This window comes from Rhodanobacter aciditrophus (assembly GCF_050026795.1).
GTDB lineage: Bacteria > Pseudomonadota > Gammaproteobacteria > Xanthomonadales > Rhodanobacteraceae > Rhodanobacter_A.
The window spans coordinates 820,396-843,235 of the sequence record NZ_JALBWP010000012.1 but is presented as its reverse complement, the minus strand read 5'-3'; the positions used below and the strand labels follow the sequence as shown (position 1 = coordinate 843,235).

Genomic DNA, 22,840 nt, shown 5'->3' with positions numbered 1-22,840 from the left:
CACAGATGTCCGCGATCTTGCAAGCGTCGATGCAGATGGGGCTGTCGCCCGCCGCCAGCGCGCAGCTGCGCCCGGAGATGACGCCGCAGGCGGCGGTGCGGACGCTGCTGGATGCCGGCGAGGCGCAGGATGCGCTGAAGCTGCTGGCGCGCCTGCTGCCCAAGCGCTACGCGGTGGCGTGGCTGTGCCAGTGCGCGCGCGACCAGCCGCTGGAGCTGGAGGACAAGGCCGGCGCCTCGCTGGCGGAGAAGTGGGTGCGCGAGCCCACCGAGAGCAATCGCCGCGCCGCGTTCGAGTTCGCCAACTCCGGCGGCTACCGGTCGCTGGGCGCGTGGCTGGCCGCGGCGGCCGGCTGGTCGGGCGGCAGCCTGGCGCCGAGCACGCAGGAGACGCCGGTGCCGCCACCGGAGCACCTCACGGCCTGTGCCACGGTGGCGGCGATCAACCTGATGGCGGCGCTGGTGGCCGAACGCTTCGCGGCGCGCCGCGCCGAGTTCGTCGCCCGCGCCTTGAACCTGCTCGGCACCGGCGACGCGGCCGGTGCGGGCACCCAGGGGGCTTGAACGTGCCGATGCAGACACTGACGCTCACGGTGCTCGGCCGGCAGGCCGCGCAGTTCGGCAGCCGCAGCCGGAAATCCTTCCCCGAAGGCGGCGGCAGCATCGGGCGCTCCGAGGATTGCGACTGGGTGCTGGCCGCGCCTGGCGTCTCGCGCATCCACGCCATGGTGCGCTGCCTCAACGGCATCTACTTCATCGAGGACCGCAGCACCAACGGCATGCTGCTCAACGGCGCGCCGCTGGCCAAGGGCGAGCCCGCCGCACTGAAGGACGGCGACCGCCTGCAGATCGACACGTTCGAGGTCGAGGTGCAGCTGCGCGCGCCGGACGCCGCCGCGCCCGAACCGCCGCGGGCCGCGCCCGCACCGGTGGCGGGCGATCCGCTGGACTTCGGCCTGTCGGACCTGCTCGCACCCGCGCAGCCGCCCACGGCTGCCGCGGCCTCCAGCCTGATCCCCGACATCGCCGCCCCGGGCGGCGGCAGCCTCGACCCGCTGAGCTTCCTCGACGCGCCCTATGCCGCACCGGCGCCGGAACCCGCGGCGCCGCAGCCGGCGCCGATCCCCAGCTGGAACCACACGCCCGGCACCGCCGACCACTTCCGCCCGCCGGTCACCGAAGCGCAGCGCCAGGCGCAGCTGCTGCCTGAGAACTGGGACCTCACCATGGGCGATTTCGCGCCCAGGGCAGAGCCGGCCGCGCCGCCCGCGGCGCCACCGCTGGCCGCATCGTCCCCCGCGCCTGGAGCGACGGCGATGCCGGCGGAGCTGCAGCAGATCCTGCTGATCGTGGCCGACGGCGTGATGGACGTGCTGCGCGCGCGCGCCGAGATCAAGAACACCTTCCGCCTGCCGGTGACGATCATCCAGCGCTCGGAGAACAACCCGCTGAAGTTCGCGCCTACCGCGGACGAGGCGGTGCAGCGCATCCTCGCGCCCACCGGGCCGGCCTTCCTGTCCGGCAGCGCCGCGTTCCAGGACGCCTTCGAGGACATCCGCTGCCACCAGATGGCGATGCTGGCGGGCGTGCGCGCGGCGTTCGAGTCGCTGCTGGTGCATTTCAATCCCGACCGTTTCGAGCACGAGGCCGACGGCGGCGCTAAGCGCGCGTCCTTCGGCGGCAAGGGCCGCTACTGGGACCGCTATCGCGAGCATTTCGAGGAGCTGATGGGCAACCCCGACGAATGCTTCCGCCGGCTGTTCGGCGACGAGTTCGCGCGTGCCTACGAGGAACAGCTGGCGCGGCTGAAGTCGGCGCGGCGGGCAGGGCAGGCGTCGCGCCCGGCGGGGACGGGTGCATGAAACCAATCACGAGCGAGTGCGAGGCATGACGCAGAACAACAAGGTGATCTGGAGCGAGGGGCTGTTCCTGCGGCCGCAGCACATGCAGCAGCAGGAACGCTATCTGGAGCGCTTCGTCGAGCTGCGCGCCGGCAACCTGCGCCCGCACGCCTGGGGCTTCCACGAGCTGGAACTCGAAGCGGACCTGCTGGCGATCGGCAAGCTCGGCATCAAGCGCGCGCGCGGCATCTTCCCCGACGGCACGCCGTTCGCGATGCCCGGCGACGATCCGCTGCCGCCGCCGCTGGAGGTGGACGCGAACTGGCGCGACCAGACCGTCTACCTCACGCTGCCGCTGCGCTCGCCCACCCAGCCCGACAGCGGGCGGCCCGAGGCGCCGGCGGAGAAGCTCTTCCGCTTCCGCGTGCGCGAGGCCGAGGTGCGCGATGCCTCGGGCAGCACCGACGGCATCACGCCGCTGGAAGTGGGCGGCATGAGCAGCCGCCTGCTGCCGCAGTCGCAGCCGATGGAGGGCCTCACCCGCATGCCGCTGGCGCGCATCGTGGAATGCCGCACCGATCGCCGCGTGATGCTGGACGACGCGTTCATGCCCACCGGCCTTTCCTGCCAGGCGGTGCCGCGGCTGGTGACCTTCCTCACCGAACTGCTGGGCCTGTTGCACCAGCGCGGCGAGGCGCTGGCCAGCCGGGTGGCGCTGACCGACCGCGGCGGCGCGGCGGAGATCGCCGACTTCCTGCTGCTGCAGGTGGTGAACCGTTGCCAGCCGCTGGTGGCGCATCTGGCCGAGGCGCCGCTGCTGCATCCGGAGGAGCTGTACCGCACGCTGGTGTCGATGGCCGGCGAGCTGGCCACGTTCACCGCGCCGGGCAAGCGGCCGCCCGCGCTGCCGCCCTACCGCCACGAGGCCCTGCGCGAGAGTTTCGAGCCGCTGATCGCGGCACTGCGCGCCAGCCTCAGCGCGGTGATGGAGCAGACCGCCATGCCGATCCCGCTGCAGGAGCGCAAGTACGGCGTGTGGGTGGCGGTGGTGCCCGACCTCACCCTGCTGGACAACGCCGCCTTCGTGCTGGCGGCGAAGGCCGACGTGAAGTCCGAGGAGCTGCGCCGGCAACTGCCCGCGCAATCGAAGATCGGTCCGGTGGAGAAGATCCGCGACCTGGTGAACCTGCAGCTGCCGGGCATTCCGGTGTCGCCGATGCCGGTGGCACCGCGGCAGATCCCGTACAACGCCGGCTACCTGTATTTCGAGTTCGACCGCCACGCGGCGATGTGGCGCGAGCTGAAGACCTCCGGCGGCATCGCGTTCCACTTCGGCAGCGGCTTCGCCGGGCTGGACCTGCAACTCTGGGCGATCAGGGGGGGCTGAGGCAATGAATACGCCCAAGGGGCCTTACGACGACGACGCGATGCGCGACGCCACCGTGGTGCGTCCGCGCGGCGCCGCGCCTGCGCCGACGCCGGTGCCTGCCCCCGCGCCTGTCGCACCACCGGCGGCCGCGCCTGCGTCCGTGCCGCGCGGCGTGGCCGCCACGCCGGCCGAGATCAGCGCCTTCCTCGGCGGCGGCATGAACCCGCTGGTGCAGGCGGCGAGCCCGCTGCTGTTGCTGGCGGTGCAGCTGCGCCACAGCGCCACGCCGCCGGACGCGCATCACCTGCGCGAGCAGGCGGTGGCCCAGGTGCGCAAGTTCGAGAGCCATGCGCAACAGGCGAACATTCCCCAGCAGACCGCGCTGGCCGCGCGCTACGTGTTGTGCACCATGCTCGACGAGGCGGTGCTCAACGCGCCCTGGGGCGAGCAGAGCGGCTGGGCGCAGCAGACGCTGCTGGTGACCTTCCACGGAGAGTCCTACGGTGGCGCGAAGTTCTTCCAGATCCTGGAGCGGCTGTGCGCGGACTTCTCGCGCCACCTCGACCTGATCGAGCTGATGTACATCTGCCTCGCGCTGGGCTTCGGCGGGCGCTACCTGATCGAGGCGGGCGGGCGCGCCAGGCTGGCCGACATCCAGGAGGACCTGTACCGGCGCATCCGCGCGCAGCGCGCGCCGGCCGCGCAGGAACTGGCGCCGCACTGGCGCGGCATCCAGGACCGGCGCAACCCGCTGATCCGCTACGTGCCGCTGTGGGTGATCGTGGCCGCGGCAGCCTGCGTGCTGCTGGGCACCTTCCTGTACTTCCACACGCGGCTGAACGCGCTGTCCGCGCCGGTCAGCGCCCAGCTCGCGCAGGTCGGCCTGGAAAGCGCCACGCCGCCGGCCACGGCGCAGCTGGACAAGACCAACCCGCCGCCGGCGCATCCCACGCTCAAGCAGCTGCTGGCGCCCGAGGAGCAGGCCGGCAGGCTCGCCATCATCGAGCAGGGCAACGGCCGCGAACTGGTGCGGCTGTCGGCCAGCGGCATGTTCGCCTCCGGCGGCGTGGATGTCGCCGATGCCGAGCTGCCGCTGCTGCATGCGATCACCGCGGCGCTCAACCAGGTGCCGGGGCGGGTGATCGTGGTGGGGCATACCGACGATCAGCCGATCCACTCGCTGAAGTTCAAGGACAACTTCGCGCTCTCCGCGGCGCGCGCGAACGCGGTGCTCAAGGTGCTCGGCGACGGCCTGGACAACCCGGGCCGGCTCGAGGCCAGCGGCGCGGGCGATTCGCAGCCGATCGCGCTGCCGCCGAACCTGCCGGCCAACCGTGCGCGCAACCGGCGCGTGGAACTGATGTACATCCCCGAGGGTTGAACCCGTGGCCAAGTTCGTGAGCTTGTTGAAAACCGGCTGGTTCATCACCCTCGTCGGCATCGTGCTGCTGGCGGTGCTGATCTGGCTGGGCGGCCCGTACCTGGGCTTCGGTTCCTCGCAGCCGCTCACCAGCGTGACTGCACGCCTGCTGTTGATCGTGCTGATCGTGGTGGCGTGGCTGGCGATCCTGCAGATCCGCGCGTGGCGCGCGCGCGGCAAGGCGCAGCAGATGTCCGGCGAGCTGGCCGGGCAGGGCGCGCAGGCCGACGACCGAGGCAGCGCCGAGCGCAGCCAGCTGCAGGCGCGCTTCCAGGAAGCGGTCGACACCCTGCGCAAGAGCCGCCGCGGCGGCAACCTGTATGCGCTGCCGTGGTACGTGGTGATCGGCCCGCCGGGTTCGGGCAAGAGCACGCTGCTGCAGAACTCGGGGCTCAACTTCCCGCTGTCCGAGCGCTTCGGCAAGGAGGCGCTGCGCGGCATCGGCGGCACCCGCAACTGCGACTGGTGGTTCACCGACGAGGCGGTGTTCCTCGACACCGCCGGCCGCTACACCATGCAGGATTCCGACCGCGCCGCCGACGCCTCGGCGTGGGCGGAATTCCTGAAGCTGCTGCGCAAGTACCGCAAGCGCCGGCCGATCAACGGCGTGGTGATCGCGATGAGCATGTCCGACCTGCTGACGCTGGACGAGACGGGCCTCGCGGAGCACATCCAGGCGATCCGCCGCCGGCTGGACGAGCTGGCCACGCACCTGCGCATAGGCGTGCCGGTGTACCTCACCTTCACCAAGTGCGACCTGGTGGCGGGCTTCGGCGAGTTCTTCGACGATCTCAACCCCGAGCTGCGCAACCAGGTGTGGGGCTTCTCGTTCCCGCTGGAAGCGACCATGGACGGCAGCGCCGCCAGGCGCTTCGGCGAGGAGTTCGACCTGCTGCTGCGCCAGCTCGACACACGTATCCTCGACCGCCTGCATGCCGAGCGCGACCGCAACCGGCGCGCGGCGATCCTCTCGTTCCCGCAGCAGCTGTCCGCGCTGCGCGACATCGCGCGGCGCTTCGTGGAAGGCGTGTTCAGCGGCCATGCCTACGCCGCGCCGCCGCTGCTGCGCGGCGTCTACCTCACCTCCGGCACGCAGGAGGGCACGCCGATCGACCGCATGATGGGTGCGGTGGCGCGCACCTTCGGCGTGGATGCGGCGCAGCTGCACGTGCCCGGCGCGCAGCGGCGCACCTTCTTCGTCGAGCGCCTGCTCAGGGAAGTGCTGTTCGGCGAATCCGGCTTCGCCGGCACCAACCCGGCGCTGGAGCGGCAGAAGGTGCTGCTGCAGGTGGCTTCCTACGCCGGCGTGCTGCTGCTGACCGCGCTGCTGCTGGTCGGCTTCGGCACCAGCTACGGCCGCAACCGCGATTACCTGGCCCAGGTGCAAAGTGCGCTGCAGGCGTACCCGGCCAAGGGCGACGTCGACGCCGCGACCACCCAGAAGGAATATTTCGCCCGCGTGCTGGAGCGGCTGGAGGGCCTGTCCGCCGTGCGGGAGGCGGCGAACAAGTATCAGGGCCACGTGCCGATGGGCATGCGCTTCGGCCTCTACCAGGGCAGCGCGGTGGGTGATGAGGTGCACGATGCCTACCTGCGCGAACTCAACGGCCTGCTGCTGCCCGGCGTGGCCGCACAGTTCCGCAGCGGGCTCACCGGCAGCGCCGGCGACCCGCAGGCGCTGTACTACTACCTCAAGGGCTACTTGATGCTGGGCGAACCTCGGCATCGGAATGCCGACGAGCTGGCCGCGCTTACCGACATCGAGTGGCGCAAGGTGTTCCCCGGCGACCCGGTGCTGCAGCAGGCGCTGGCGAAACACTTCCACGCGCTGGTGGCCGAGCCGGGCAAGCTGCGTGCGCTGAGCCTGGACCCGACCCTGGTGGAGCAGGCGCGCAACACCCTGCGCACCGCCGACCTGCCCACGCTCATCTACGGCAACCTCAAGTTGGGCGCCGGCAGCACGGACTATCCGCCGCTGCAGTTGGACAAGGCGCTGGGCCTGCTCGGCAACGTGTTCCGCCGCAAGAGCGGCGCGTCGCTTTCCGAGCCGATCCCGGCGCTGTACACCCAGCCAATGTTCCAGTACGAGGCGAGCAAGGGCATCGCGCAGGCGGTCGACCAGTTCGCCAAGGACGACTGGGTGTTCGGCGCCACCAAGATCGACGCGCTGCAGAAGGCGCGCCTCGCGCAGCAGGCGCTGGCGCTGTACGAGCAGGACTACATCAAGGCCTGGGATGACCTGCTTGCCGACCTCGAGCTGCAGCCGGTGGCCAGCATCCAGGACGCCAGCGCGATTGCCGCCAAGCTCGCCGGCCCCAGTTCGCCGCTGAAGGCGCTGCTGAACACGGTGCGCGAGAACACCAGCGACATGATGAAGGCGCCGCCGCAGGATGCGGAGGGCAAGGCGCTGGCGGGCGCACAGCAGGCGGCGGAGAAGAAGGCGGCGCAGAAGCTGACCCAGAACGCGCTGGCCCGTGCGCTCGCATCGAGTGGCGGCGCGGCCGCGCCCGCGGCGCAGCCGCCGGGTGCGGCGATCAGCGCGCACTTCGCCACGCTGGACCAGTTGGGCGCCGGTGCGCCGGGCGCGGCGCCGATCGACCAGACGCTGCAGGCGCTCGACCAGCTGAGCAAGACGCTGCTGACCATGACCGACTTCAGCAACGCCGCCGGGCAACCCAACCCGCAGCTGCTGCTGGCGCAGCAGCAGGCTTCGCAGCTGCCGGCGCCGGTATCCGGCTGGGTGGCCTCGCTTACCGGCAAGAGCGCCTCGCTGGTGGCCAGCGGCACCAAGGGCGCGCTGGGCGACCAGTTCCAGCAGGCGGTGGGCAAGGACTGCGCCAGCTTCGTGCGCGGCCGCTATCCGTTCTCGCCGGACAGCCGCACCGACATCCCGCTGCAGAACTTCGGCGAGCTGTTCGGCAACGGCGGCAGCTTCGACACGTTCAACAAGCAGACCCTGTCCAAGCTGGTCGACGCCAGCGGCCGCAACTGGCAGTGGAAGACCGGCCCCGGCGCGGTGGCCGGTCCGCCGGGCATCCTGGCGCAGGCGCAGATGGCCGACGACATCCGCCAGATGTATTTCCGCAACGGCAACCTGCCCGAGGTGGATTTCACCGTGCAGGCGCCGCAGCTCGATCCCGGCATCGGCAAGCTGGAGTTCGACGTCGACGGCCAGAAATACGTCTACCAGCCCGGCGGCGCCAGCAGCATGGCGATGAAGTGGCCGGGGCCGCAGCCGGGTCGCGTCGCGGTCTCCGCCTGGGATGCCGCGGGCACCCTGCTCAGCACCTTCGAGTACCAGGGCGACTGGGCGTTCTTCCGCGCGCTGCAGGCGGCGCACCTGCAGAAGCAGTCGGACCTGCGCTTCCTCGCCACGTTCGACTTCGGCGGCAAGACGGCGAAGCTGACGGTCCAGGCGAGCAACCTGAAGAACCCGTTCCTCAACGCCGAAGTGCAACGTTTCCGGTGCGGGGGGTGACCGCATGCCGAATCCGACAGGGGCGGGTTTTTTCGGCAAGCTTCCAGGCACCGGCGACTTCGTGCAGCGGCGTCTGCCGGCGTCCTTCGTGGACACCTGGGACCGCCACTTCGAACAGGCGGTGAGCGCCAGCCGCGCGCGGCTGGGCGACGGCTGGGAGCAGGCGTGGCGCGACGCCGCGGTCTGGCGCTTCGTGCTGGCGCCCGGCATCTGCGGCGACGCGGCCTGGGCGGGAGTGACGGGGCCCGCCACGGACCGGGTGGGGCGCTGCTTTCCGATGGTGATCGCCGTACCGCTGGCGGATGCCGGCGCGATCGAGGCGGCCCTGCGCCACGACGCCTGGTTCGCCGCCGCCGAGCGCGCGCACCGCAAGGCGCAGGCGAGCGGCGAGGGCGTCGGCGTGTTCGAGGCGCGTGTCGCCGCGCTGCCGGACCTGCTGGCCCCGCCCGATCCGACGGGCGAAGCCGTGCCGCAGATCGACTGGCGCAGTGCGGACCATTGGCGGCTGCCGCTGCCTCCCGCGGTCGACACCGGTCTGCTGTCGGCGCTGTGGGCATCGCTGCACGCCTTGCCCGGGCCGGCGCTGTGGTGGACGGTGGGTGCGGCGAGGATGCCGGCCAGCGTGCTGGTCACCCGCGGCCTGCCGGAACCGGGCGCGCACGCGGGCATGCTCGACGCGGCGCTGGCCGGCGGCGCGTGGCAGGCGCTGGGCGCATTCGCCACGGCGCATGCGCCGCCGCCGGCGCCGACTCCGGCATCGTTGCCGACGGCCGGGCCGGTGCCGGTGCACCTGCCCGACGACCTGACCGAGCTGTTCGCCGACCTCGCGCCGCGACTGGACGCGATCGAGCCAAGCGCGGCGGAGACCACGCAGCGCGCGGCCGACGTGGGCGGCGCGCGCGTGCTGCACCGCTACGACTGCGCGCTCACCATGGTGGTGGCCGACGACGGCGCGCCCGATCCGCGCCGGCAGGCGGCGGCGTCGGTGAGCGAGCTGATCGGCCGCTTCGTGCCCAGCGACTTCGTCGCCGGCATGCAGGCGTTGCGCACGCGCCTGCTGGTGCTGCACACGCGCCTGCGCCAGCTGGCCGAGGACCACGCCGAGCCAGTGCACGAAGACGGCGCGGTGATCGCCGTGCGCGTCACCGGGCGCTGGGCGGATCTCCTGCGCATCGGCACTGCGAGTGCCTGGCACTGGCGCGCGGGCCAGCTGCATCCGCTGTTCGCGGGCGGCGAGCCGCCGGCCGACGGCGCCGGGCTCGGCGGCGAACTGGACGACCTGCTGTTCAGCCGCACCTCGATGGTGGCGCCGGGGCTCGGTGCGTCCGCGCAGCCGATCTGCGACGAGATCGTCCGCGAGATCGACACCGGCGATCGCCTGCTGCTGCTGGCCACCCGCCGGCTGGCGGAGCTGCCGCCGCCGCTGCTGGCCGAGGCGCTGGCGCTGCCGTCGCCGGATGCCGCGTGCGCACACATCGCCGCCGCGGCGGGCTTGGGTTCCAACGTGGCCGGCTGGCCACTGGCCGTGATCGAGGTGCAGCCATGACCCTGCATTACCACTCCGCCGGCCGTACCGAGACCGGCAAGGTGCGCCGGCACAACGAGGACTCGATCCTGCTGCGGGACGACGTCGGCCTGTGGGTGGTCGCCGATGGCCTGGGCGGCCACGCCGCCGGCGACTACGCGAGCCAGATGATCGTCGAGCGGCTGGGCGCGCTGCCGCGCACCGGCAGCGTGTTCGACTTCATCGAGGCGATCGAGGACAGCCTGCAGCGGATCAACGCCGACCTGATCGCCACCGCGCTGGAGCGCGGCAGCGACATCATCGGCTCCACCGTGGTGCTGCTGGTGCACGACAAGGACTTCATGCTGTGCGGCTGGGTGGGCGACAGCCGCGCCTACTGCAACGAGGACGGTCGCCTGCGCCAGATCACCCGCGACCACGTGCACGGCACCAAGGACGACATCACCCAGTTCGGTGGCGCCGCGGCCGCACCGCAGCCCGGTGCCGGCGTTCTCAGCCGCGCGATCGGCGCCGAGGAGCGCCTGTTCATGGACTGGGCGGTGGCGAGCAACCGGCCCGGCACGCAGTTCCTGCTGTGCTCGGACGGCATCAACAAGGAGCTCTCCGACGAAGAGCTCGACCGGGAAAGCCGCCTCCTGCCCGACCCGCCGGCGCTGCTGGCGCGCCTGTTCGAACTGTCGCTGCAGCGTGCCGCGCGCGACAACATTTCCGCCGTGATCGTGCGTCTCGAAGATTGACCGAAGCCCCCCATGACCCCTATCGCTGAACTGATTGCCGACTACCAGGCCAGGCGGCTCACGCTGCCCGGACTGTTCGAGGCGCTGGCCGCCCGAGGCGCACTGCCGGACGAAACCCTGCGCGACGAGCAGGCCCTGCTCGACGCGATGGCGGCCGACGGCCGCATCGAGCCGACGCTCGCCCGCGCGCTTGCCGCGAAGCTGCGCAGCCTGCAGCCGGCGGCACCGGCGCCCGCGGCGGACGGCGACATCACGAGGGTGCAGGTGTCGAGCCGCGCCGCCGTGCCGCCGCCCGACGCCGAGATGACCATGGTGCAGCCCGCCTCGCACCCGCCGGCACCCGCGGGCGACGCGGACGCCACCGTGGTCGCGCCTGCCTCGCGCCGGCCCGCGGCGGACGCGCCGCAGGCCACCGCGGTCACCGGCACGCAGGGCACCGCCTCCAGCAGCAGCTTCAACCGCTCCAGCTGGGAAAAGGTGGCCGAGGCCGAGAGCGGCGACTATGCCACGGTGGGCATCCTGCTGAAGGGCCGCTTCCTGCTCGAACGCGAGATCGGCCGCGGCGGCATGGGCGTGGTCTACCTCGCCCGCGACGAGCGCAAGGTGGAGGCGCGCGACCGCGATCCCTACGTGGCGGTGAAGGTGCTGAACGACGAGTTCCGCCGCCATCCCGATTCGCTGATCGCGCTGCAGCGCGAGTCGCGCCGCGCGCAGCTGCTGGCGCACGACAACATCGTGCGCGTCTACGACTTCGACAAGGACCGCACCATCGTCTTCATGACGATGGAGTACATCGACGGCACCGACCTGCGCACGCTGATCCGCGAGCGCGCCTACCACGGTCTGCCGCTGGCCGAGGCGCGGCCGCTGATCGAGGGCATGGGCTGGGCGCTGAAGCGTGCGCATGCGGCCGGCATCGTGCATTCCGACTTCAAGCCCGGCAACGTGATGGTGACGCGCGCGGGCGTGCCCAAGGTGTTCGATTTCGGCATCGCGCGCGCCGGCAAGCACCTCAGCGAGGCCACCGGCGAGGAGACGGTGTTCGACGCCGGCACGCTGGGCGCGCTGACGCCGGCCTACGCCAGCCTGGAGATGATCCAGGGCAAGGAACCCACGCCCGCCGACGACATCTACGCGCTGGGCTGCGTGGCGTTCGAGCTGCTCACCGGCAGGCACCCGTTCGACAAGCAGAGCGCCGAAGTGGCGATGAAGGAGGGCCGCAAGCCGCCGCCGGTGCCGGGCCTGACCCGGCGCCAGTACAAGGCGCTCTGCGACAGCATCGCGTTCCGCGCCGAGCAGCGCCTGCAGAGTGCAGGCGAGCTCATCGACGGCCTGCGCGAGATCGGCCTGCGCGAGCGGCTGCTGCCCTGGCTGGGCTATGGCGCGGCCGCCGCCGCGGCGATCGCGGCCGGCACATGGGGCACGCTGAGCTACCTGCACCATCACCAGCTGGCGCAGGTGATCGCGCGCTTCGCGGCCGGCGACCCCCACCACTACGCGAACGAGAACGAGGCGATGCAGGCGCTGGACAGCCTCGGCGAAGACGACCGCAAGCGGCTGGTGCTGGACCAGGGCGAGACGATCCAGAACTTCCTGCTGGCGCGCATCGACGCCTACTGGAACCCGGCCAGGGGACGCTACGACTTCCCCGGCGCCCAGCACGTGTTCCAGCTGCGCGACCAGCTGAAGCTGTACTCGCCCACGCTGGATACCCGGCGCACCGAGGTGGTCCAGCAGAAGAACGACCTGCTCAACACGCTGGACACCGAGCTGTCGCAGCGCATCGCCGCCGGCGCGATCTTCGAGGACCAGCCCGACAGCGCGGTGGCCACGCTGGACCGCATCCGCGCGATCGACCCGCACAGCGCGCTGCTGCACAACGCCGAGCTGGAGCTGAAGTACGACATCGCGATCGGCCACTCGCTGAGCGCCGACCACGCGGATGCCGCGCGCAAGGAGCTCGCTCTGGCTACCCGGCTGTTCCCCGATTCGACGCGGCTGAAGCAGCGCGCGGCGCAGCTGGCCGCCTTGGCCGCCGCCGCGCCGGCCGCGGCGGCAACCGCGCCGGGCGTGCCGGTGCAGAGCATCGCGCAGGCCCGCGCCGCGCTGGCCGCACTGGTGGCCAAGCCGGCGGCGAACGCCGGCTGGGAGCAGTCGGTGGCGAGCGCGCTGGCCGTGCTGCGCAACGACCAGTCGCCGGAAACGCGCCGACTGGTGGATGCGCTGGGCACCGCCATCGCCGGCACCGCGGAACAGCAGACCGACGCCATGCACCTGCCGCAGGACCTGGCGCTGGTGAATTTCGGCCTGCAGTACGCACCGCGGTCGGCGCCACTGCTCGCCCAGCGGGACAAGCTGGCCGCACTGCAGACCCAGGTGCAGGCGCAGCTCGACCAGGAGGCGGCCACGGCCGAGGTGGCCTCGCGCATCGAGTCGGTGCGGCGTGCGGCGGCGGCCCACGACAGCGCCAAGGCGCTGGAGTCGCTGGCCCGCATCCGCACCCTGCAGCCCGGGCATCCGTTCCTTGCCAAGGAAGGCCCGCAGCTGGTGGCGTCGGCTTATCTGGGCCAGGCCGACGAGCAGTTCCAGCACGGCAGGTACCAGGCCGCGTCGAACGTGCTGGGGCAGGGCCTGAAGGCGCTGGGCAGCCGCAGCGACCTGCGCAACGCGCAGTTGCGCTACGAACTCGTCGCCGCGCTGCTGAAGGCCGGCGGCCAGCCGCTGGCCGATGCCGACTACCAGCGCCTGCGCACCCAGCTGGCCGTTGCCCGCAAGGCCGACGCACAGGGCCTGGACCAGCTGGAGTCGGACCTGAAGCAGCATGGCCGCCTGCCGCAGGGCAGCCTGGCCGCCTTGCTGGACAGCCTGAGGTCGAATGCCGCGGCTGCAGCAGCGCCGCCGCCCGCCGCGCCCTTGCCGGCCGCACCATCCGCGCCGTCCGCCGTCGTGCCCGGCCACGCGCCCGCCGAAGCCGCCGCCGCCCAGCCCGTGCCCGGCACTGTCGCCAAGCCGGCGGCGGAGGCGGCCGGCAAGGCGGTGCCGGTTGCGGTTGCCGGCGCGGCTGGCGCCGATCCCTGCGCGCGTCCGGGATTGGCCGGCAAGGGGCGCATCTGCTTCGACACCCTGGGGGCGAGCGGGCGCGGGCCGGCGCTGGTGGTGATTCCCGGCATCGGCGGCGGCAAGCCGTATGCGATGTCCCGTACCGAGATCACCGTGGGCGAATTCAACCGCTATTGCCGGGCCACCCATGCCTGCGCCGGTGCGCCCGCGGGCGATCGCGATGCCGCCAGCCTGCCGGTCAGCAACATCAGCCTGGCGCAGGCCAGGGGGTACATGCAGTGGCTCAGCAGCACCAGCGGCTACACCTACCGCCTGCCGAGCGACGCCGAATGGGTGCATGCGGCGCATGCGGGCGGCGGCTGGAAGCAGTCGCCGGACAGCAATTGCGTCCCGCCCTCGTCCAACGACGACGGCAGCGGCGGGCCGATTTCCGCGCTGGGCCGCGAGCCCAACCCGTGGGGACTGGTCAACATGACCGGCAACGTCTGGGAGTGGACGGGCAGCGGCGGGACGACCGTGCGCGGCGGCAGCTACAACAGCTACTGGTCGGACTGCACGGTGGACAGCCATCGGAGCGACAATGGCAACGCGCAGAAGGATGTCGGGTTCCGGGTGCTGCGGGAGCTGAAATGAGCGAGCGGGAGCAACGGGTCAACCAGGGGCTGCGCGCCCTCGACGACGCCCATTATGGCGGGCGGATCAGCCGCGAGGAATACCGCCTGCGGCGCCGCCAGCTGCTCGGTTCGCTGTGCGACAGCCACGGCATCACCGCCCGCAACACCCTGCGTACCCGCATCACCCAGCAGGGCGGACACGGCGCCCCCGGCGCCCGTGCGCAAACCCTGCCGGCGGAGCCCCTGCCGGCACCCTTCGCCGTCCGCCATGCCGTGGCATGGAAACCGCTGCTGGGTTTCGCCTCCGGCGTGGCGCTGTGCGCGCTGCTGCTGTACTGGCTGCTGCGGGGGAACTGAAGACCGCTTCACGGTTTGCGCAGGCGGCGCTTCCGGCGTGACCGGAAAAACCGCCGCTTTGCGCATTGAATACCAAGGACGGTCTGGTTTCGAGGATCGTGGGGCCGGGTCCGGCAGGCTTCCGGCCTGCCGCGTCGATCCCTCATGACCGAGCCGCGGGATGGCGCGGGCGCCGCCGGCGCCCGTGCACGTTCGTCATCGATCATGGGTAAGGGGATTGCCGTGCGCAGGGTCTGTCTGGCAGCAGCGTTGGCGCTGGTCCTGGGGACCGGAGAAGCATGGGCACAGGCGGCGGGCGGGAGTCCGCCGCAGATCCTGGTCAGCGGCGTGCCGGCGGCGGCCGGGGCGGCCGCGCAATCGGCCGTGCAGGCCATCATCGACCGCGAGTACCGGCAGACGCTGACGGCGGACGGCCAGCCCGCCGCCGCGCTGACCGCGGTGCAGCTGCAGGCGCTGGCCGACCGGATCACCCTGGCGCTGCACAAGGCCGGTTACCCGGAGGCGCACGCCTACCTGCCCGACCAGGTGGTGGCCTATACGGTGCACGCCGCCAGCGCCAGCGGGACGACCGTTGCCGCGACGCAGGCGCCGCCGGCTGCCGCGCCGCCACCCGCCGCGCCGGCCGACCGGGTGGTGCCGCCGCTCAAGGATCGCGACGTCGGCAACGCGCAGACGCAGCAGATCGCCGTGCTCGGCTTCCACGTCGAGGGCGTGGGCGAGCACAAGGATGCCGGCATCACGCCGGCCGGTATCCAGGCCCTGGCCGACGCGCAGTTCCACAAGCTCGGCGGCGGCGACGGGCAGCCGGCGAAGCTCGGCTTCGACCAGCTGCAAGGCGTGGCCGATGCGATCACCGGGCGCTACCGCAAGGCCGGCTTCATCGTGGCCACTGCCTTCCTGCCGGCACAGACGGTGGGCGACGACCGCATCGTGCGCATCCAGGTGCTGGAGGGAAGGATCGGCCGCATCGTGGTGAAGGGCACCCGGCATTACCACCCCGGCGTGATCGCGGCGCCGGCCGAGAAGCTGCGCGGCAAGGCGCTGCAGAAAAGCGCGGTGGACACCGCGCTGCTGTACGACCGCGACCTGCCCGGCGTGTCGGTGACTTCGACCTTCCAGCCCGGCGAGAAGACCGGCGACACCGACCTGATCATGGTGGCGCGCGAGGCGAAGCGGCCGTACACCATCACGCTGGGCGCGAACAACTATGGCACCGCGCTCACCGGCCGCTACCGCGCGGAGGCGGGCATCACCTGGAACAGCCCACTGGGCATCGGCGACAGCCTCGCCGCCAACATCGACTATGCGCTGGACCCCAGCCAGAACGTCTACGGCTCGCTGGTCTATCGCGTGCCCACCGTGGTGGTGCCCGGCCTCGGCGCGGTGGTCGGCGCCACCCGCAGCGAGCTGCAGATCAACTCGGGCACGTTCGCCCAGCTCCACGTGAAAGGCCCCAGCTCCTCGTATTTCGGGGGCGCCGACTGGAAGCTCGTCAACGACGACGACCTGAAGATGCTCGGCTCGCTGCACTTCATCCGCGAGGAGTCGAAGCTCAAGCTGGACGGCTTCGACTTCGCGCTGTCCGACGAGCGCTTCAACGTGGCCGAGCTGGGCTTCGGGATGGAGCACACCGACAAGCGCTTCCACGGCGTGGACCTGCTGCAGGTCAGCGTGCGCAAGTCGATCAGCGACGACTCCACGCAGCCGGACCTGGTCAGCCCCGACCATTCCGGCAGCTTCCTGTCCGAACGGGTGTCGTACACCCGCCTGCAATTCCTCACCCGCACCCAGCGGCTGTACTTCAAGCTCAACGGGCAGTACAGCAACGACGTGCTGGCACCGCTGGAGCAGTTTGCGATCGGCGGCCCCGACAGCGTGCGCGCCTACCCGATCGCCGACGCGCTGAGCGCCCGCGGCTATTACGCCTCGCTGGAGTACCACGTCGACGCGCCGGGCTTCAGCAACAAGCCTTCGCCGTTCCGCGGCCGGCCATGGCGCGAGCTGCTGGAACTGGAGACCTTCCTCGACTACGCGCGCGGCTTCCCGGTGGCGAAGGAGCGCGCCAGCGGCCTCGCACCGGTGACCTACAGCGGCGTCGGCGCGGGCTTCATCTTCCGCCTGCCGTTCTGGCACCGCCTCGAATTCCACCTCGACGGCGCGGTGCCGCTGGGCAGCCAGAAGGCTTCCGACGACCACGGCTACCACCTGTACGCGCGTTTCGGCCTCACGTTCTGACGGACAACGACCATGACCACGACTTCCCGCACCACCCAGCGCACGTCCCGTCGGTCGGCGGAGTCGGCGCAGGCACTGCCGCGGCTGCGGCAGCAGCGGCTGGCGCTCAGCCTGTCGCTGGCGCTCGGCTCGCTGTCGTTCGCGGGCGGCGCGCTGGCCGCGTCCGGCGGCGTGGCGCCCGGCAGCACGCCGGTCGGCGGCGTGGTGGTGGGCGGCGCGGGCTCGATCGCGCGGAGCGGACTCGACACCGTGGTCACCCAGCAGTCGGCCCTGCTGGCGCTGAACTGGCAGAGCTTCAACCTGGGCAAGGACGCCACGGTGCTGTTCAAGCAGCCTTCGTTCAGGGCGGTGGCGCTCAACCGCATCCTCGACCAGAATCCCAGCCAGATCTTCGGCCACATCAATTCGAACGGCCAGGTGTTCCTGATCAACACCCACGGCATCATCTTCGGCAGCAGCGCGCAGTTGAACGTGGGTGGCCTGGTGGCGAGCACGCTGGACCTCACGCCGGCCGATTTCCTCGCGAACCATTTCAACCTCGACGCGCACGGCGGCAGCGCCGGCATCGTCAACCACGGCACCATCCAGGCCGCCAGCGGCGGCTCGGTGAGCCTGGTCGGCGGGCAGGTGCAGAACGACGGCCTGATCGTGGCGAACTACGGCCACATCAACCTCGACGGCGCCGACAGGGCCGTGCTGGACTTCGACGGCGACGGCCTGATCGGTGTGCAGGTCACCGGCGCACTGCAGCGGCGGCTGAGCGCCGACGAGGCCGCGGTGGCGAACAAGGGCACCCTGCAGGCCGACGGCGGCACCGTGGTACTGCAGGCTTCCGCGGCGAAGGACCTGTTCACCAACCTGGTCAACAACACCGGCCTGATCGACGCCCACGGCATCAGCACCGATGGCGGCGTGGTGCGGCTGGTCGGCATCGGCGGCAACACCGCCAGCAGCGGCAGCATCGACGCCAGCGGCGCGCACGGCGGCAGCGTGCAACTGCTCTCGGACCAGAACGTGGATGTGGCGGGCAGCATCGATGCTTCCGGCGCGTCCGCTGGCGGCAGCATCCGCGTGGGCGGCGGTGCGCGCGGCGGCGAAGGGCTGCTGCAGGCTGCCGGCACCACGGTCGAGGCCGGCGCGTCGTTGAACGCCGATGCCATGCAGTCGGGCAATGGCGGCTCCATCGCCGTGTGGAGCAACGGGGCGAGCGCCATCGCGGGCAGCTTCAGCGCCCGCGGCGGCGCGCTGGGCGGCAACGGCGGCAGCATCGAAACCTCGGGCGAACACCTCCACGTCGCCGACGCCACCAGCATCAACACGCTTGCGCCGCGCGGGCAAAACGGCGACTGGCTGGTCGACCCGGAGGATTTCACCATCGCCGCCAGTGGCGGAGACATCACCGGTGCAACGCTGGGCACCAACCTGGCGGCCGGCAACGTCACGATCTTGTCCAGCCAGGGAACGAAGAACGCGAGCGGCACCGGCAGCATCAACGTCAACGACAACGTGAGCTGGAGTGCCAACACGCTCACGCTCACCGCCGCCGACAACATCAATATCAATGCGCTGGTGGCGGCCAGCGGAACGGCTGGCCTGACGTTGAATCCCGCCACCACGAACGGCACCGGGGCAGGCAAGGAAAACGCCGTGGCCGGCGGCACCACCATCATCAGCAGCGGTGGCAACCTGTCGCTTGCAGGTACCGGCGCCATGTCGATCGGCAGCCTCACCGACGACGGCACGTTCGACATCTCGGGCACGAGCAGCGGGGCGACGATCACGAGCCTGGCAGGCAACGGCACGGTGAACCTGGGTGGCAACGCGTTGACGTTGAGCAACGCCAGCTCCTCGGACACGTTCAGTGGTGCCATCGGCGGTTCCGGCGGCAGCCTGGTGTTGACGGCAGGCACGGAAAACCTCACGGGTGCGAACACCTACACGGGCGGCACGACGATCAATGGCGGAACGCTGGCGGTCGCTTCGGACGGCGCACTGGGCGCAACCTCCGGCAGTGTGACGATCAACGGCGGCACGCTGGAGAACACGGCGGCGTTCAGCACCAGCCGCACCATCACTCTCGGCGCAGGCGGCGGGACGCTGCAGACCGACGCCGCGCTCACGGCGTCGGGTGTCATCAGCGGCGCCAGTGGCGGCCTTACCAAGACCGGCACGGGTACGCTGACCTTGAGCGGCGCCAACACCTACGGCGGCGGCACGACGGTGGATGCCGGCACGCTGGCGGTCGCGGCTGACGGCAACCTGGGCGCCGCCGGCGGCGGCATCACGCTCAACGGCGGCACGCTGGAGAACACGGCGGCGTTCAGCACCAGCCGCGCGATCGCGCTGGGTGCGAGCGGCGGCACGCTGCAGGCCGATGCCGCGCTCACGGCATCGGGCGTCATCAGCGGCGCAACCGGCGGCCTGACCAAGACCGGCACGGGCACGCTGACCTTGAGCGGTACCAACACCTATGGCGGCGGCACGACGGTGAATGCCGGCACGCTGGCGGTCGCGGCGGACAACAACCTGGGGGCGAGCAGCGGCGGCGTCGTGCTCGATGGCGGCACACTGGAGAACACGGCGTCGTTCACCACCAGCCGGGCGATCACACTGGGCGCGGGCGGCGGAACGCTGCTGAACGACAGCGGCACCACCCTCACCGTGGCCAATGCGGTCAGCGGCGGCGGAAGTCTCACGCAGACAGGTGCCGGCACGCTTGCCCTGGGCGCCAACGTCACCACCGGCGGGAGCCAGACCTACAACGGTGCGGTGGTGCTGGGGGCGGACGTGACCCTTGCCAGCACCGGAAACGGTGCCATCGACTTTGCCTCGACAGTGGACGGTGCGCATGCGCTGACGGTAAACACCGGGGGCGTCACCACGTTCGGCGGCGTGGTGGGCGGCACGACGGCGCTGACCAGCCTGACCACGGACGCGGCCGGCAGCACCACGCTGGGTGGCAACGTCACCACGACGGGTACGCAGACCTACAACGATACGTTGACGCTCAACAATGCGGCGACGACGCTGTCCGGCAGCACGGTGAGCCTCAACGCCGGCACCAGCGGCAGCAGCGCGTTGAGCATCGTCGGCGGCGCCGGTGGCGGCAACGCCGTGCTGAAGGGCAGCTCGACGCTGTCGAGCCTGTCGGTGGGCGGCACCACCTCCATGCAGGGCGCGGTCACCACGACCGGAGTGCAGTCCTATACCGGAGCGGTAACGCTGGCCGGCAGCTCCACGTTGGTCAGCAGCGGGGCGGGCGCCAACGGCGCCATCAGCTTCGGCTCCCTCGTGGACGGCAGCGCGAGCCTCGACATCACCAGCAGCAGCGGCAGCGTCAGCTTCGGCCAGCTTGTCGGCAGCCTCACCCCGCTGGGGTCGCTGACCGTGAATGCCGGCAGCATCAGCCTGGCGAGCAACGTCAGCACTTCGGGCGCCCAGGACTATACCGGTGCGCTGAGCTTCGTGAGCGTCAGCACGACGCTCGCGGGTAGCGCGGTGACGCTGCACGACGCGCTCAACCAATCCGCCGAAAACCTCACGATCACCGGCAATGGCGTCTTCGACAGCACCGCGGATCTCGCCTCGCTGAGCGTTTCCGGCGGCACCACCTTGAACGGCAACATCAGCACCAGCGGCACGCAGGCCTATGGCGGTGCGGTGACGCTCGGCAGTGATGTCGTGCTGGCGAGCAGCGGGGCAGGCGCCAGCGGCGCGGTCGATTTCTCCTCGACCGTGGACGGGTCGCGTGCGTTGACAGTGAACACTGCCGGGGTCACCACCTTCGGCGGCACGGTCGGCGGCACGACGGCGCTGACCAGCCTGACCACGGACGCGGCCGGCAGCACCGTGCTTGGTGCCAACATCAGAACGACAGGCGCGCAGACCTACAACGATGCGGTGACGCTGGGTGGCGACGCGACGCTGACCAGCACGGGCAACGGCGCGATCGACTTCGCCTCGACGGTGGACGGTGCGCACAACCTGGCGTTGAGCACCGGCGGTGTCACCACCTTCAATGGCGTGGTGGGCGGCACGACGGCGCTGAGCAGCCTGACGACGGATGCGCCCGGCAGCACGACGCTGGGCGGCAACGTCAACACGACGGGCGCGCAGACCTACAACGATGCGGTGGCGCTGGGCGCCGACGCGACGCTTACGAGCACGGGCAGCGGTGCGGTCGACTTCGCTTCGACGGTGAATGGCGCGCACAACCTGACGGTGAGCACCGGCGGCCTCACCACGTTCGGCGGCGCGGTGGGCGGCGCGACGGCGCTGACCAGCCTGACGACGGACGCGGCCGGCAGCACGACGCTGGGCGGCAACGTCGACACGACGGGTGCGCAGACCTACACCGATGCGGTGACGCTGGGCGGGGACGTGACACTGGCCAGCACGGGCGGCGGCGCGATCGGCTTCGTCTCGACGCTGGACGGTGCGCACCAGCTCACGGTGAACACCGGCGGCTCGCTCACGTTCGGTGGCACGGTGGGCGGCGGCAACGTGCTTGCGGGTCTCACCACGACCAGCGGCACGTTCAGCGCAAATGCGCTGAATGTCGGCGCAGGCGGCTTGTCGGTGACCACGACCGGCGGTGCGATCATGCAGGGCGGCGCGTTCAGTGTGGGTGGCGTTGCGAACTTCGGGGCCGGCAACAACGCCATCACGCTGACCAATACCGGCAACCAGTTCTCCGGCACGGTGGATCTCATCGGGGGCACCACGCAGATCACCAGCGGCGGCGCATTGACGCTGGGCTCGCTGAACACGGGTGCGCTGACCGTGACCACCCTCAATGGCGACTTGAACCTGGGGCAGGGTGCGGTCGGCGGCGCGCTGACTGCCACGGCAGCGGGCAACATCACCGAAACCGGCACACTGGGCGTGAATGGCCCCGCTGGCTTCACCGTAACCGGGAGCCAGCACGATATCCTGCTGAACACGGTGGCCGCGCCGAACGACTTCGGCGGCCAGACGGTCACCGTGAACGCCAGTGGCGGTGGCAGCATCGGCACCCTCAGCCTCGCCGACAGCAATGCCGCTGCGCTGTTCCCGACCCTCGGTGCAGCACCGACCAATCTGGTGCTGGATTACACCGCGGCGGCCATCGACGTGACGTCGCCGCTGACGCTGGGCGGCACCCTCGACCTCACTGCCGGCGGCGGCATCGCGCTGGGCGGCAGCGTGACCACGGGGGGCACGCAGACCTACCACAGCGCGGTCCTGCTGAATGGCGCCAGCACGCTCACCGCCAGCAACGGCGACGTGAGCTTCGATGGCACGGTGGACAACGCGGGCGCCACGTCGGAGGCGCTGACGGTGAACGCCGCCAACGGCCTCGTGTCGTTCGCCGGTACGGTGGGCGGCGGTGCCAACGGAGCACTGGCCGGCCTGACCACCAGCAGCGGCACGTTCAGCGCGAACGCCCTGGACATCGGCAGCGGCGGGCTTTCGGTGACGACCACCGCAGCTGGCATCACCCAGGGCAGCGGCGTGTTCACGGTGGCAGGTCCGTCGACGTTCAGTGCAGTGGGCCAGTCGATCAGCCTGACCAACAACAACGTTTTCGGCGGCCCCGTCACGGCCAGCGGCACCGGCATCGCGATCACGGCGGCAGGCGACCTGGCGATCGCCTCGCTGACCGATGGCGCCAACGGCGCGGTGAGCCTGGTCGCCGGCGGCAACCTCACCCTCTCGGGTGCAGCCATCGCCACCGGTACCAGCGACCTGACCCTGTCCTCCGGCGGCACGCTGGCGACCACCAGCGACCTCAGCGGCGCCAACGTCTACCTCACCGGCAGCACGGGACTGAGCCTGGGCAGCAATGTCACGACGGCTGCCAACGGCACGCTCGGCCTGTACAGCAACAATGGCTCGATCAACCAGACCTCGGGCGTGCTCACGGCAGGCACGCTGACCGGCAGCTCGATGGGCAGCACGACGCTGGGCGGCCTCAACGCGGTCACGAACCTGGGCAACTTCACCGCGAGCGGCTTCAGCCTGACCAATGCGCAGGCATTGACGGTGGCCGCCGGCGACACGGTCAACGGCGGCAGCAGCACGACGCTGACGACGACGTCGGGTGGCCTGACGATCAACGGCACGGTGCAGGGCACGGCGACGACGCTGGTCTCGGCCGGTGCCATCGGTGAAGGTGCCGGCGGCGTGGTCGATGCGACGANGGTGGCCTGACGATCAACGGCAC

General features: G+C 71.2%; 11 protein-coding genes. All 11 read left to right on the top strand.

Annotated elements, in window-relative coordinates:
• Positions 1-5 precede the first annotated feature (5 nt).
• The 11 genes from ACQGNW_RS16910 (at position 6) to ACQGNW_RS16860 (ending at position 22,827) form a co-directional block, all read left to right on the top strand.
• The gene (locus ACQGNW_RS16910) at positions 6-563 is read left to right on the top strand and encodes a DUF6931 family protein (protein WP_426664522.1); all 558 of its coding nucleotides are present in this window, start codon (positions 6-8) and stop codon (positions 561-563) included.
• Between the two features lie 2 nt (positions 564-565).
• A complete protein-coding gene (gene tagH / locus ACQGNW_RS16905; protein ID WP_426664520.1) occupies positions 566-1,861 on the top strand; it encodes a type VI secretion system-associated FHA domain protein TagH in 1,296 nt (431 codons plus the stop codon).
• Positions 1,862-1,886: 25 nt separating this feature from the next.
• A complete protein-coding gene (gene tssK, locus ACQGNW_RS16900) occupies positions 1,887-3,227 on the top strand; it encodes a type VI secretion system baseplate subunit TssK (RefSeq protein WP_426664518.1) in 1,341 nt (446 codons plus the stop codon).
• A 4-nt stretch (positions 3,228-3,231) separates the two neighbouring features.
• Positions 3,232-4,590, top strand: coding sequence for a type IVB secretion system protein IcmH/DotU (gene icmH, locus ACQGNW_RS16895; protein ID WP_426664516.1), 1,359 nt, complete (start codon positions 3,232-3,234; stop codon positions 4,588-4,590).
• Between the two features lie 4 nt (positions 4,591-4,594).
• On the top strand, positions 4,595-8,107 hold the full coding sequence (tssM, locus tag ACQGNW_RS16890) for a type VI secretion system membrane subunit TssM (RefSeq protein ID WP_426664514.1): 3,513 nt from the start codon (positions 4,595-4,597) through the stop codon (positions 8,105-8,107).
• A gap of 4 nt (positions 8,108-8,111) precedes the next feature.
• Positions 8,112-9,653, top strand: a complete 1,542-nt coding sequence (tagF, locus tag ACQGNW_RS16885) for a type VI secretion system-associated protein TagF (protein WP_426664512.1) — start codon at positions 8,112-8,114, stop codon at positions 9,651-9,653.
• Positions 9,650-10,369, top strand: coding sequence for a PP2C family protein-serine/threonine phosphatase (locus ACQGNW_RS16880; protein ID WP_426664510.1), 720 nt, complete (start codon positions 9,650-9,652; stop codon positions 10,367-10,369). The genes tagF and ACQGNW_RS16880 overlap by 4 nt, the downstream gene beginning before the upstream one ends.
• 12 nt (positions 10,370-10,381) lie before the next feature.
• The gene (locus ACQGNW_RS16875) at positions 10,382-14,062 is read left to right on the top strand and encodes a protein kinase domain-containing protein (RefSeq protein WP_426664508.1); all 3,681 of its coding nucleotides are present in this window, start codon (positions 10,382-10,384) and stop codon (positions 14,060-14,062) included.
• On the top strand, positions 14,059-14,400 hold the full coding sequence (locus ACQGNW_RS16870; RefSeq protein ID WP_426664506.1) for a hypothetical protein: 342 nt from the start codon (positions 14,059-14,061) through the stop codon (positions 14,398-14,400). Before ACQGNW_RS16875 ends, ACQGNW_RS16870 begins: the two co-directional genes overlap by 4 nt.
• Positions 14,401-14,940: 540 nt before the next feature.
• Complete coding sequence (locus tag ACQGNW_RS16865) at positions 14,941-16,635, top strand: ShlB/FhaC/HecB family hemolysin secretion/activation protein (protein WP_426664787.1); 1,695 nt, start codon at positions 14,941-14,943, stop codon at positions 16,633-16,635.
• A gap of 12 nt (positions 16,636-16,647) precedes the next feature.
• Positions 16,648-22,827 (top strand): two-partner secretion domain-containing protein, encoded by a 6,180-nt coding sequence (locus ACQGNW_RS16860; RefSeq protein WP_426664504.1) that lies wholly within the window; start codon positions 16,648-16,650, stop codon positions 22,825-22,827.
• Positions 22,828-22,840: the final 13 nt, after the last annotated feature.

What these genes read in the sequence shown, in the direction of transcription:
- ACQGNW_RS16910 (WP_426664522.1), top strand. Translation starts at nt 6, where the DNA reads ATGTCCGCGATCTTGCAAGCGTCGATGCAGATGGGGCTGTCGCCCGCC.
- tssK (WP_426664518.1), top strand. Translation starts at nt 1,887, where the DNA reads ATGACGCAGAACAACAAGGTGATCTGGAGCGAGGGGCTGTTCCTGCGG.
- icmH (WP_426664516.1), top strand. Translation starts at nt 3,232, where the DNA reads ATGAATACGCCCAAGGGGCCTTACGACGACGACGCGATGCGCGACGCC.
- tagF (WP_426664512.1), top strand. Translation starts at nt 8,112, where the DNA reads ATGCCGAATCCGACAGGGGCGGGTTTTTTCGGCAAGCTTCCAGGCACC.
- ACQGNW_RS16880 (WP_426664510.1), top strand. Translation starts at nt 9,650, where the DNA reads ATGACCCTGCATTACCACTCCGCCGGCCGTACCGAGACCGGCAAGGTG.
- ACQGNW_RS16875 (WP_426664508.1), top strand. Translation starts at nt 10,382, where the DNA reads ATGACCCCTATCGCTGAACTGATTGCCGACTACCAGGCCAGGCGGCTC.
- ACQGNW_RS16870 (WP_426664506.1), top strand. Translation starts at nt 14,059, where the DNA reads ATGAGCGAGCGGGAGCAACGGGTCAACCAGGGGCTGCGCGCCCTCGAC.